This window comes from Psychrobacter sp. UBA3483 (assembly GCF_002377905.1).
Taxonomy (GTDB): Bacteria; Pseudomonadota; Gammaproteobacteria; order Pseudomonadales; family Moraxellaceae; genus Psychrobacter.
Window position 1 is genome coordinate 12,475 of record NZ_DFQS01000043.1, and the last position, 13,548, is coordinate 26,022.

Here is a 13,548-nt window from a genome sequence, read left to right on the forward strand (position 1 = left end):
ATGAGTCATGTCGCAAGCAAAGATGTATCTGCCACGGCTAAAGCCATCAATACCTTTACCAATCCAGAAAACGTGCAAGACTTTAACCAATATCCTGATGCGCGTGGACATTTCGGCGTTCACGGCGGTCGTTTTGTTTCTGAAACGCTGATGGCAGCGCTTGAAGAGCTTGAAACCTTATATACCAAAGTAAAAGCCGATCCGGCGTTTTGGGAAGAATATCATAATGATTTGGTCAATTATGTCGGTCGTCCAACCCCGCTTTATCATGCCAAACGTTTGAGTGATGAGATTGGCGGCGCGCAGATTTACTTTAAGCGTGAAGACTTAAATCATACGGGCGCGCATAAGGTGAATAACACCATCGGGCAGGCACTACTTGCCAAGATGTGTGGTAAAAAACGCATTATCGCCGAAACTGGGGCAGGACAACATGGCGTTGCGACGGCAACGATTGCTGCGCGCCTAGGGTTAGAGTGTATCGTTTATATGGGTGCTGATGATGTCGAGCGCCAAAAGATGAACGTTTATCGTATGCGTTTGCTCGGCGCGACGGTGGTGCCAGTGACTTCAGGTTCGCGGACGCTGAAAGACGCCATGAACGAGGCCATGCGCGACTGGGTGACTAACGTTGATACGACCTATTATATTATCGGCACCGTTGCAGGGCCGCATCCTTATCCGCTACTGGTACGTGATTTCCAAGCGATTATCGGTAAAGAAGCGCGTATTCAACATTTAGAAAAAACCGGCAAGTTACCTGATGCCTTGGTTGCCTGTGTCGGCGGTGGCTCAAACGCGATTGGTCTATTCTTTGATTTCCTAAACGATACTGAGGTCAAAATGTATGGCGTCGAAGCGACAGGTGACGGTATTGAATCAGGTCGTCATTCAGCACCATTGGCCGCTGGTCGTATCGGTGTGCTGCATGGCAACCGTACCTACCTGATGGCAGATGATGAAGGTCAAATCCAAGAGACGCATTCTATCTCAGCGGGTCTTGATTATCCGGGCGTTGGCCCTGAGCACAGCTTCTTAAAAGACATGAAGCGTGTTGAATATGTTGGCTGTACCGATAAAGAGTCATTGGAGGGCTTTCATGAAGTGACGCGTAAAGAAGGGATTATCCCAGCGCTTGAATCTGCTCATGCGGTCGCCTACGCGCTGAAGCTGGCTAAAACCATGACGCCTGAGCAAAGTATTATCGTCAATATGTCAGGTCGCGGTGATAAGGATTTGCATTCAGTAATGAAGGCAGAAGGGATTGAGTTGTAGATTCGTTTTCTAGCTTAAAAATCATTAATATTTTTCATTTAGTTTGATAATGCCCTCTATTAAGTTTAATAGAGGGTTCACAATATATATTTATATTATTTAATTTTGAAAAATCAGAGAATTAGTAAGATGGCAAAAGTCACACCCTCTATGGCGAAAAACCAGATTAAACGTAGCCTACTACAGGTTATAGATACTCACCCTAACAAATCTCAGAAGCAGCAAGTTTGGAATTATTTTGATAATAAATGCGCCTATTGCGATATAGTAATTGATCCGAATAGTCGCAAAGGTCATCTTGACCACTTGCAGGCTGTAAAAGATGGCGGTACTAATGAAATCTATAACTTTGTGCTGGCATGCAATATTTGCAATGGTGATGAAAAAAGAGAAATGCCTTGGCGAGAATTCTTAATTAATAAATGCCAAAACTTACCAGATTCGGTTTATGTAAAACGCTTAGTACATATTGAGACTTGGCATCAGAAATCGCTTATTAGTCAGTTAGATGCTGACATATTGTTTCAAATCGATGCCATCATAGAAACCGCTCAAGCGAGTTTTGATAAGTCTATTAAACAGATGCGAGCTTTACGCGATTCAATGACAACAAACTCATTTTAAAATTATAAGAGAACCACTATGACCCGAATTGAAAGTACGTTTGAAACCTTAAAAGCCCAAAATAAAAAAGCCCTGATTCCTTATGTCATGGCAGGCGATCCAACGCCTGGTAACTTTGTTGGCTTACTACACGACTTGGTTGAGCATGGCGCAGATATGATTGAAGTAGGCTTGCCGTTTTCTGATCCAATGGCCGATGGCCCAACTGTTGCATTAGCTGGCGAGCGCGCCTTAGCAGCCGGTACCAGTACGCGTGATGCGCTAAACATGGTGGCAGAATTCCGCAAGCAAGATACGCAAACGCCGATTATCCTAATGGGCTATCTGAATCCCGTGGAAATCATCGGTTATGACAATTTTGTCGCTTTATGCGAGCAATCAGGCGTCGATGGGATTTTAATGGTTGATTTGCCACCAGCCGAGGCGGGCAGCTTCACGCAGCATTTGACTGAGCATGCGATGAATGAGATTTTCTTATTATCGCCGACCACTTTGCCTGAGCGCCGCGAGCAAGTTCTGACCCATTGCGGTGGTTATATTTACTATGTGTCGTTAAAAGGCGTGACCGGTTCGGCGACGCTCGATACCGATGATGTAGCAACCCAAGTACAAGCGATTAAAGCCGAAACCGATTTGCCAGTATGTGTGGGCTTTGGTATTCGTGATGCAGCCTCTGCCAAAGCAATTGGTCAGCACGCCGATGGTATTATTGTTGGAAGTGCGCTGGTGCAAAACTTTGCTGATATAGATGCTAAAGATGCGACTGCGGTTGCAACTGCTCAGCAAAAAATTATGGTAAAAATGGACGAGCTACGCGGCGCACTTAATAGTTTAACCGCCTAATATTATATCGAGTTTATTGATATCAAAATTTGAGAGAATTAGAAGGCCAGCGCAATTTTTATAACAATGTTTGTAAAGACACAGGCAAATGACTTTGCTAAAGTTAGTTTACGTGTGTAAACTAACATCACATATAAATTGTTACAGTTGCGCATAAGCGTGCTTTATAACTGCTGATGTTATAACGATATGTGACTTTTAAATTGATTCTTATAAACGGACTTCTTAGGGACAAGAGACTAAGCCAATTAAACCAACCTGGCTAACTTGTCGATAAGCCTTTGATAATGGCGAATATTATGACTGATACGATAACAAAACCTGATATGACCACTGCAAATAATACTGAAACAAACACGACTGAAAAAAATGGCAGTTCCGCTGGGCAATCATGGTTTGAGCGCCCGATACCGGGCATTAAACAGCAATTGACCGCACCTTTGACGGCGGTAGAGACCGAACCGTCAACCAAGTGTAGTAGCTGTCATTCGATGATTACCAATACGGCGCTGATTTTTAATTGTTATGTCTGCCCGCATTGTGACCATCATTTACCGATGAGTGCGCGTGAGCGTTTAAACTGGCTACTCGATCAAGTAGACGGTGAGCTAGGACAGCAGTTCACTGCCAAAGACCCATTAAGCTTTGTGGATAGTAAGCCGTATCCGCAGCGTATGAGCGAAGCACAAGACAAAACCGGCGAGTCTGAAGCACTGATTGTGATGTACGGTAAATTGCGCAATCTTGATATCGTGACGTGTGCCTTTGACTTCCGCTTTATGGGCGGCTCTATGGGCTCGGTGGTTGGCGACCGTTTTGTAGAGGCCGCTGAAAAAGCACTTAAAGATAAAGTACCCTTAGTCTGCTTTGCTGCTTCTGGTGGTGCGCGTATGCAAGAGGGACTGCTATCCTTGATGCAAATGGCTCGTACTGCGGCGGCGATTGAACGCTTACGAATTGCTGGCGTGCCATATATTGTAGTATTGACCAATCCTGTTTATGGTGGGGTGACGGCATCGCTTGCTATGCTAGGTGATATTCATTTGGCAGAACCAAAAGCCATGATTGGCTTTGCAGGCAAGCGCGTGATTGAACAAACGGTGCGTGAGACGCTAGAAGAGCCGTTCCAGCGTGCCGAGTTCTTATTAGAGCATGGCGTGGTCGATGAAGTGGTGCACCGTCATCAGCTTATTGATACCATTTACCGTCTGCTGGCAAAACTATGCCGCGTGCCTAATGTTGATGCTTAGCAGCTTAGCAAACAGGTAATTGAGCTCGTTATTACTTAATAGCATTTATCGTCAATCACGATAAATGCTATTTTTGCTTTTTGGCTAGGTAGTTATATACTGTCTCTATTTCTTATTTAACCATTTTCTCATTCTCTATTTTCCCGAAAAATTCCATATAGGTTCTGCCCATGTCTGACTCTATCGTATCTAATTCTAATATTCCTAATGAGCACTCGAGTTTGACCGAATGGCTTGATTATATGCAGCAAATTCATGTCTCAGCGATAGATATGGGCTTATCGCGCGTATTGCCGGTTGCTGAGGCGTTAGGTGTGGTACAGTCAGCCAAAGACGATGCTTATGTATTTACCGTAGCGGGCACCAATGGCAAAGGCTCAACGACTGCGGTCATCGCGCAAATGTGCCAAGCGGCAGGTTATAAAACCGCGCTGTACCAATCACCGCATCTGAGTGTGTTTAATGAGCGCGTGCGTATCAATGGCGAGATGGTCAGTGATGAGACCTTGATTGATGCCTTTAGCAAAGTAGAGGCGGCAAGGTTACAGTGCGCTTTAACCTTATCATTTTTTGAAATGACAACATTGGCAGCGTTATTAATCTTTGCTGAAGCAGATTGTGATGTCTGGGTATTAGAAGTGGGACTCGGCGGTCGCTTAGATGTGGTCAATATTATTGACCCTGATATGGCAGTGATTACCAATATCGCTATCGATCATGTCGATTGGCTAGGCGATAATGTCGAAGATATCGGCCGTGAAAAAGCAGGGATCCTACGCGATGGCATTACCTTAATTTATGGCGATAAGGCGATGCCAGCGAGTGTACAGCAAGCGATTGATACGCATCAGGCAACTTGTTATCAAGCTGGGCAAGACTTTGATTATCGTGAAGTAGATACCGACGTTTGGCAATACAGTAATGCCGCTGTCACTATGCAACTACCACGCCCCGCACTGTCATTGACCAATACTGCCAATGCTTTATCAGCGGTGTTGGCAAGCCCATTAAATATTGATAAAAAGGCTATCGAACAGGCTTTGCAGACGGTCAAGCTTGCCGGTCGCTTTGACTATCGTGAGACCCATAACCGTCATTGGCTGTTTGATGTGGCGCATAACGAGCAAGGCGTTGAGTTTTTGTTGGCGCAATTATTACCGCTTTGGCAGCAGCATTTAGCAACGCAAAATAGCGCTGATGCTCTCAATCAAGGCAGCAATCAAAGCAGCAATCAAGCCAACCGTAAACCTGCCAGCATTAAAATGCTGTTTTCTATGTTGGGCGATAAAGATATCAATAAAGTCGTGCAGCGTTTGACTAACGCGGGCTTGCCTATTAGCGATTGGTTTATCGCTGAGATTGATTATCCACGTGCAGCAAGCACAGAGCAGCTACAAGGTATCTTAGCGAGTTATGTTGATAAGGCACAAATACATGAGTTTAAACGTTTATCAGAAGCCACCGCTGCCGTTATAAAGGGCAGCCAAGCGCAAGACTTAATCGTGGTATGTGGCTCGTTCCATACGATTGGCGAGGCGCTAGCGGCTCTTGCTGCTGATAATTTAAATTAAAATCATACTGATTTAATGTTAGTCTTAGCAGGAGTGTGATGGCAGACAGTATGAAAAATATGCTTTATAATCAAACTGATTTACCATACTGCTATACAATGTTATATACAGATTAAAATGGCTATGTACAGCTTAACTTAGCATTTAAAAATGGCTGGACGTAACTGGCGGCGAGATTAAGTTTCAAAATTGTTTATTAAAGCCATATAAATATAGCTTGGGACGACAGTTGCGCCGCTCAATCAACCTTATTACCAACTAAGAGACGTAAACGGATGAACTTTTCGAGACAAGCCTTATTGGGCATTGGGATGATTATTGGCGGTAGCGTGATGCTATACGCCATGGTACAACAAATTGGTGATAGCAATAAAACAAAACCTGCGTCAGCGATGATAGAAAAACAAAGCCCGGCGCAAGAATCTCCACAGCCATTGACGACTGATATCGAAACTGAAAAGCGCATCTTGGCACAAAAACAAAAAGAGCGCGCCGCCCGCGTTGCAGAGCAAGAAAGACGTGCGCAGCAATTCTTAAGCGAGCAAGAGGCGGCTGAAGCGCAAGCATTGGCCAAAGCACGCGCCGAAAGTCAGCAATATTTGGCAAGCACCGCACCTGCTAAAGATAAAGAAGCCGAGGACACTAAAGACGCTGAAAAAGACACGGCGACGGCGACCAAATCTAGTACGGATAGCAATAATACTGCCACGGCAACTGAGAATGATAGCAGCGCACGCGAGCAGCAAAAAACGGTTCAAGCGCAACAAGAAGCTCAGCGCCAAGCCGCGCTTAAAGAGCAAGCGGCTGCTAAAAAGCTAGCAGAGAGTAAAAAGGAAGCGGAAGCAAAAAAGCAGGCAGAGGCTAAAAAACAAGCTGAAGCTAAAAAACAGGCTGAAGCTAAAAAACAGTCTGAAGCTGAGAAAAAACAAAAAGCTGCAGAAGTCGCTAAAAATGAGGCGCCAAAATCGCCTACGGATTATCAAGTGAAAAAGGGTGATGGGCTGATTAAACTGGCGCGGCAACACAATATGCCCGTAGAAGTCTTAGCACAAGCGAATAATATTTCGCCATCGACCTCGCTACAACTGGGTCAAAATATCACCATCCCATCGCGTCAGCAGGTAGATCGCTTAGCGCGTGAAGCAGCAGCGGCTGAAAAAGCGCGTGAAGAAAAGCGTCAAAAAGAAGAAGCGTTGGCCAAGAAATCGGCCGATGCCAAGCGTGAAGCGCAGCAGAAACTTAGTGAGGCGCGTAAAGAGGTGAAAGAAACCGATGCTAAAGGCAGTTTTGGCGTACAAGTGGCACTCGCAAATGACCAAGCCAAAGCGGATGAGTTGGCAAAAAAATTCCAATCAGCGGGCTATCAAGTCAAAACCAGTCCTACCAGCCGTGGTGTGCGCGTCATCGTCGGTCCTGAACGCGGTAAAGTGGCTGCTTTGGCGCTAAAAGATAAGATTAATAGCGACCCGAAAGTGAATACCACCAGCGCTTGGGTTTTATACTGGCGCTAAAATGGATTTAAATTGCTGCAATCTGATAACCATTAGCGCTAAATAAACCGCACAATTTTAATTACGTCCGTTTTCACTTTTATCATTCTCACTATCTTTTTTAACACGACATCTATTGTCGTGTTTTTTGTTTTATCGTTTGCCGATTGGTGCCAGCTTGGTTACGATGTGCGGCGCTATTTTCTGTTTCTTCCAGTTATTTTCTGTACTGTATAACCTGTCAGCCTATAAAGGCTGCCCTGTCGCGGTTAGCTATGTGTCGTCATTTTATTTAACTGACATCATTTACGTAGCTGACGGCTTTCATTATGTATAAGGTAAAACCATGTCATTTGGCGTTATATTTTTAATATTGGCAGTTGGATTTGTCGGGCTGATCACCCTACCAAAACTGTTTTCTAATAAGCAGACCACTGAGCCTGAGCCGCCACCTGTGCGCGGTGATGAACTGGCTATTTGGCCATTTGCGCCGATGCCTATTATGACCGATACGGAAGTGATCTTTTTTAAAAAATTGAAAAATGCGCTGCCTGAATATCATATCTTTGTTCAAGTTCAGCTGTCTCGTATCATTGAAGCCAATAGCAGTGAGACGTCTGAGCGCAGCTTTTGGTTTAACCGCATTTGTCGCCAAAGCGTCGACTATGTCATCGTGGATATCGATGCGCAGACTACCTTGCTTGCCATCGAGCTTGATGATTGGACGCATAATAGTAAAGCGCGGCAAAAGGCGGACGATAAAAAAGACAAAGCGCTTGCCAGTGCCGGTATTGCCATTGTGCGCTTTCATGCCGAGCGCATGCCAAGTGCCGATATGCTCAGATATGAGCTGATGCAGGTAATTGAAAGTTACTAAGTTTATAATAAAAGCTTAACGTATCTCTTTTTCTTGGCCAGACTTTTTAGGATAAATCACAATCGGCCTGTCACCTTCAAAATATAGCCCTGTTCTTAAAATACCGTTTTCAGAATACATAAGGGCTAACTGACGATTGTCATAAAAGTCGCGCTTGCTAAACCATTCAATATAATGAGCGGCGCGTAATGCAGTTACATCAATCGTTGCAAGCGTGGCATTATCAGTTTTATCGCACCATTCGTGCATCGGAAAACTTGGCGCTAGCCAATGAGGGTAGACGAAATTAGCGATGTTCATTGGTAAAAAGAAGCGTCCTTTAATAACGCCATAACGTTTATCAATCTTCACTTGGCCATGACTTTTAGTCTCGACCCACACCGTACGAAACTGTTTGGTTTGCATGTGGGTCATTTTGCGCTGTAAATTATCGTTGGAGTTGATACCGACCCAATCTATCGGTGCAAACGGCGCTGAACCCATAAAAAACTTAATCGCTAATTCCCAATGCTCAACCAGATTGTTCTCGTGATTATACAAAATCAAATCCAGCTCGCCTGTTGTTTGCTTGCCATTATATAACTGCACATTATTAGCGAGCGTCTCGTACCGATGCAATTTGCGCGCAAAGCCGTCTTCTAACCAAAATGACAATAAACCCTCAAAATGAAACCCCAAGCGATTGGGGCTAGGACGTTTTAATAAGTAGCGGGTCAGCGACTGATAAGCATTGGTAGTATCCAACTCTTTTAAACGCGGTTTATAAGCTTCAAACTGCTGTTGCCAAAATGCTGCGCTATGTATTGCAACTTTGTGGGTAGTTTGATGCGGTGCGAAATCTAACCACGTCGTCAAGACGTTAGGGCAGGCGAGCACATACGCCAAATCACGCACAAAAGGTCGCCGATAAGCTTCCCAAGATGCATAAGTAACAAGGTGTGGTGTAAGCTCAGACATAGGACAAACCAGAGTAAATATAAAGTATTTACCCTAGCGACTTGCTTACTAAAAGTCTATAGCGAATCGTAATATGTTAAGATTGTAGTCATCTGGCAGAATATATGATTGCCAACCTTTCAATAATAAAGAGGATTAAATTATGAAATACCTTTTGCAAATCGACTTTCCTTATAGTGGCCCTTTTGGTAGTGCGTTTTTTGATGCCATGAAAGAGCTAGCCGCAGATATCGCAACCGAAAATGGTTTGGTCTATAAGCTATGGACAGAAAATGAAGAGACGCAAGAAGCGGGCGGGATTTATGTATTTGATAATCTGGACGATGCCAACAGATATTTAGGCAAGCATAGCCAAAGACTGACTTCATTTGGTTTTAAAGATATCAAATCTAAAGTATTTATCATTAACGAAGCGCTAAGTGCCATAACCAAAGCGTCTTTATGATACTTAGTGAAGAATAATGAGCATAAAAAAAGCCAACCATTGATTCAATGATTGGCTTTTTTGTTTAACTACTATGTTTGGTCGGAACGGCAGGAAGTAAAGTATAAGCCGTAAGCATTGATGGTTATAGGTTTAACTAATTAAATTATCATCAATACCAACAATAATACCAACAATAGATTTTAATAGTGCTGTTTTTGACTGTTTGCTGCTTCATTGGATATTATTTTGTAATTATTTACTGCTTCAACATTATTCAACATACTAGGGCGATGCTCGCTTACGATACCTGTGCATAAAGTCCTTTATGCTGCCTCGTACTTGTTAAGAAACTACATATCATGGGCAAAATATACCCCGTGCGCGTACTGTTCCATAAACTCGCTCTAACGTGTCCAACAACTCATTTTTAACCCTGCTTACGATGTCCGAAAATTAACCCTTTTTATGGACTCCAAGTATTATTTTAACGGCGCTCTAAGATGTCCGAAAAGTCCCTTACGATACCTGTGCATAAAGTCCCTTTTTATGGACTCCAAAAACTACCCTCTACGATGTCCAAAAACCCCTGTAACTTGGTTTTGAATGTAAGGTTTTATAAGGTTTTGGGTTCAGGTTTTATCAGGTTTTGAATGTAAGGTTTTGCTGGGTTCTAACGTGTCCGAAAACTAGCCGTAATCTTGCCGTTATTCCTACCCTTTGATATGCGATATAACCAAAATAGGATTTATCTATAATCCGATACAGCCCTCCTATAATTTACCCCTAAAACTACCTTATAGCCCATGCCTAGCAATCGTTTTCGGCTCATTCACTTTTTGGCAATCCGTAAACAAATAGTTAACTTAAACCACGTTTAATACGCTCGATTTTGAGCCTATCTATCTTTTAATACAGCTATTGCAGTGCATATCTACTATGAGCCTTTCACGGGCTGCCATTGAGTCACTTATCTAGTGTTTTAAAGTGGTCAGCTCGTATTAAACAGTATAGAAAATCACTCCTTTTTATGGACTCAAGAAACTACCCTTTGTATGAGATACGCGCAAAACTGCTCACATTAATTTAGGTTTACAGCTCCTTGCTGATTTGTCGTTAAAACTGCCTTATAGCCCATGACTAGCCAGCGGTTGCGCTCCATTGATGTTTTGGCAATCCGTAAACACTGGTAAACCTAAATCATGCTTAATGCGTCCAAAAATGGACTTATCTATTTTGTTTGACGGCTCTATGGTGTTTTGATGGTGTTGTAAGGCTGTAGGCTAATGATGGTCATACTTTGGGCTTAACTTACCCCATTGGGGGTTATGCAATCCGTATCGCTAAGTAAAGGTAATTATGCTTTTAAACCATAACAATTGATAACATGCTGGCAGTCATCAAACTGGTTTGAATGTCAACAAATGACAACATGCTGCCCATGATTTGCAAGTGAGTATTGAGCGCCTACCCTTAGGTTTCCATTAGGTTTTTGCAGCCCATAAAAAAGGCAGACGATAAACGCCTACCTTTGATTATTTTTGCTGTACCTTAGTTTTTTGCTTGGGACACTTGGGACAACGGGACAACGCCCGTGGTTATTGGCTTGTAGCTGTCCCAGCTCCTTTTTAGCCTTTGGGACACTTGGGACAGATTAACAAATTGAGCCACTTTGTCCCAGCTGTCCCAGTGGGGTTTTAATGCTTGGGACAGTGCCTAGCCCTTGCTGCGTATGGGTTGTCCCAGTTGTCCCAGCTGTCCCAGTGCTTTTTGTAGTTTCACAACTTAATATATCGTTTTTGATTGCATAAACGCGCGTACGGTTTTTCTTGAATGGTAAAGATACTCTACACGTTTTGCGGTCGCTTTCTGTCACGTTCAATAGCCTAGCTTCATCTAACACTTGCAATACTTTGCTTTTATTGAATGGTGAACAGACTTCATCAAAGGTACTGGTAGAGAAATAATATTCCCCAGTGTCGTAGTTATGATAGCCAGCACGGTTTGTTATCTTAGTTTCAAAATCTTGGTGCATGTGAATGTGGCAAGGTTGAAAGCGACTACTACCATGCTGTTCAATAAATGCCTTGATATGCTCTATGATTTGGCGCTGCTCATGCTCACCATCACGCCCATAGTTATCAAGCCAATTATCTAAGCATGTCATAACGGCGGTGGTTGCTTGTCCTGATTGCCAGCCTGTAATACCTGCCAGTGTTGCCATTTCACCAGCCGCTGCCACAATAGCGAACCGTTTAGCGACTCTATACGCTTGTGGGGCAAGGTCGCTGTAATTGCTCATAAAGTCATTCACAAGCTGCCTAGCGGTGGCTGTGGTCGCTGCCTTGTCACTGGTGATATGTTCTAGCCATGCAATACCAGCCACGCCATAGTAAGCCTGTGATAACTCTTTTATCTTATCGGCTTGTGCTGCGCCCGTGTCTGCCAGTACCAAACTATCAAAGGTTTTTAAGCCTTTGCCAGCATCAGCATCTATATGCGCTACTCGAACCTCAATACCTGCATTGGTTTTCTGTCCTGCTTGCGCCATAAAGTTTTGTAGTGACTCCTCACCATTGGACAAAAAGATAATGCGCCATGTCTTAGCAGTTCGGTTATGCCCTGTAGTGGTACTCCTACCTTTGCCTTGACCATTAGCCAGCATGTAAACCGCTTTACCTACTACTTTGGGGTCACATTCGCTAATCTCATCGAGTGGTAAAAAGCTGTCGTTATGTTCACTTGCTGTGCCCTCTAAGGCGTTATCAGTGCTGCGCCATGTCTTAGTGTAGCTGTCAGGCTTGCCCCATACACTAGCAGCCAATTTAAGCGATAAAGACTTACCCATGCTTGATGAACCTAAAAGGTGAAAGCCGCCCCCGTCATCATCTAACAGTGCGAGTAATTGACCAGCAAACGCGCAAGCAATAGAGAAAACAAAACGGCTCTGTTCAGCAAGTTTTTTGCATAACTCATCACGCCATTGTTCTAGTGTGCCTTGCTGGGCAATGGTGCTGTTGATTGCATGGGCTGCCTGATAGACGATTAACTGCTTACCATCGCCACCTATTGCACCATCAGGTAATATATATTGTGCCTCATGCCAGCCCAACCTATCTACGCATAACGCCCGTTTATGAATAGGGTAGTTTTGAATATAGGTATCTAAGTAACTGCGCTGTTTGGGATTGGTGGTAATGTTCAATCCTTGACTGGCAAGCTCCTTGCGGTATTCCCTTGCGTCACCTTGTAGCAGTGATAACGGCATTGACCATTGATGCTTGATATTGTCATCATCACGCCATTGCAATAACCGCCCCCATGTACCGCTATTGGTGTCCCTAGTCTTAGCGATAACCTCAATCGGTGAACAAACAAACGCCTTAAACTTAAAGGTTATGTTTGCTGGGTCGTCATCGTTATATTTCACAAAAAACAGCCCATCATGGTATAGCTCAAAACGTCCATCAGCATAAATCATCGGTTCATTCAGCTGTGGGTCATCGCGCCATTCAGGATAGTAGGCGGTATCTTGTAAATTGATTAGCTGGGTGTCATCAGCTGCCAGTATTGCCTCATAACTGTCATCTTGTAGCATTGTGACGATATGAGCCACGGTAATCACTGCCTTAGCATTCACACCTGCCAATAGGTTTATTAAACCCTTATTATCAAGTGTCATAGGCACGGTAACGGGCGCGGTGCTACTCCAATGCTGAACCATCTTTTTAAGGTGCTGATTTGTCTTTTGAGGGCTAACAATGATTGTCTTATCGCTAGCCATTAAGTATGAATGAACCTCGATACCATCATCTATAGTATCAAGTGCTATCACCTCATTGGCTTTGTTTAGCTCACCCATGACGATAGCGCCATACCCTGTAGGGTCAATGACAATGGGCTTTGCTTTGCTGTTCGGTGTGTAGAATACCGCGCCTACAATATCGCCTTGTTTATCGGTCAATCTTAGGGCTATCGTGCCAGCGGTCGGTACTAATGCCGCGTCATCTGTAGTAAGATTGTCGGTAACGTTAAGCAAGCTATTGGGCGGTAGTAGGTCATATAGTTTGAGCAATAGCTTATCGTTTGCCAGTCCTTGCCGTGTGACTGCATCAAAACTATTTATTACCACTGTAAAGCCTGTGCTAAACGCACGGGCTTTTTCATGGGTGGCTGTTTGTGGTGGTGTGGTCATCGAGTCCCCCTTGCTTGTGACTGTTTAGGCTGGCGCGTGGCT

10 protein-coding genes are annotated in these 13,548 nt (G+C 43.9%); 8 read left to right on the forward strand and 2 right to left on the reverse strand.

The window, feature by feature from the left end:
- The 7 genes from trpB (at position 1) to B2866_RS07245 (ending at position 7,930) form a co-directional block, all read left to right on the forward strand.
- Positions 1 to 1,275 (forward strand): tryptophan synthase subunit beta, encoded by a 1,275-nt coding sequence (gene trpB / locus B2866_RS07215; protein WP_227678716.1) that lies wholly within the window; start codon positions 1 to 3, stop codon positions 1,273 to 1,275.
- A 129-nt stretch (positions 1,276 to 1,404) separates the two neighbouring features.
- Positions 1,405 to 1,899, forward strand: a complete 495-nt coding sequence (locus B2866_RS07220; RefSeq protein WP_068408513.1) for an HNH endonuclease — start codon at positions 1,405 to 1,407, stop codon at positions 1,897 to 1,899.
- 18 nt (positions 1,900 to 1,917) lie between these two features.
- Complete coding sequence (gene trpA / locus B2866_RS07225) at positions 1,918 to 2,742, forward strand: tryptophan synthase subunit alpha (protein WP_296192173.1); 825 nt, start codon at positions 1,918 to 1,920, stop codon at positions 2,740 to 2,742.
- Positions 2,743 to 3,029: 287 nt separating this feature from the next.
- Positions 3,030 to 3,992, forward strand: a complete 963-nt coding sequence (gene accD / locus B2866_RS07230; RefSeq protein ID WP_296192176.1) for an acetyl-CoA carboxylase, carboxyltransferase subunit beta — start codon at positions 3,030 to 3,032, stop codon at positions 3,990 to 3,992.
- Between the two features lie 170 nt (positions 3,993 to 4,162).
- Positions 4,163 to 5,563, forward strand: a complete 1,401-nt coding sequence (gene folC / locus B2866_RS07235) for a bifunctional tetrahydrofolate synthase/dihydrofolate synthase (protein WP_296192179.1) — start codon at positions 4,163 to 4,165, stop codon at positions 5,561 to 5,563.
- Positions 5,564 to 5,838: 275 nt separating this feature from the next.
- Positions 5,839 to 7,074 carry an SPOR domain-containing protein gene (locus B2866_RS07240; RefSeq protein WP_296192181.1) on the forward strand — a complete coding sequence of 412 codons (1,236 nt, stop codon included), beginning with the start codon at positions 5,839 to 5,841 and terminating at the stop codon, positions 7,072 to 7,074.
- A gap of 325 nt (positions 7,075 to 7,399) precedes the next feature.
- Positions 7,400 to 7,930 carry a DUF2726 domain-containing protein gene (locus B2866_RS07245; RefSeq protein ID WP_296192184.1) on the forward strand — a complete coding sequence of 177 codons (531 nt, stop codon included), beginning with the start codon at positions 7,400 to 7,402 and terminating at the stop codon, positions 7,928 to 7,930.
- A 15-nt stretch (positions 7,931 to 7,945) separates the two neighbouring features.
- Here B2866_RS07245 and B2866_RS07250 read toward each other — a convergent pair whose 3' ends face one another.
- A complete protein-coding gene (locus B2866_RS07250; RefSeq protein ID WP_296192187.1) occupies positions 7,946 to 8,887 on the reverse strand; it encodes a DUF1853 family protein in 942 nt (313 codons plus the stop codon).
- A gap of 142 nt (positions 8,888 to 9,029) precedes the next feature.
- Here B2866_RS07250 and B2866_RS07255 point away from each other — a divergent pair, with 142 nt between their 5' ends.
- Entirely contained in the window at positions 9,030 to 9,332 is a 303-nt protein-coding gene (locus tag B2866_RS07255; protein ID WP_296192190.1) for a monooxygenase, read from the forward strand.
- A 1,633-nt stretch (positions 9,333 to 10,965) separates the two neighbouring features.
- On the opposite strand, the gene B2866_RS07260 is transcribed toward B2866_RS07255, so the two are convergent.
- Entirely contained in the window at positions 10,966 to 13,506 is a 2,541-nt protein-coding gene (locus B2866_RS07260; RefSeq protein WP_296192193.1) for a DUF927 domain-containing protein, read from the reverse strand.
- Between the last annotated feature and the right edge of the window lie 42 nt (positions 13,507 to 13,548).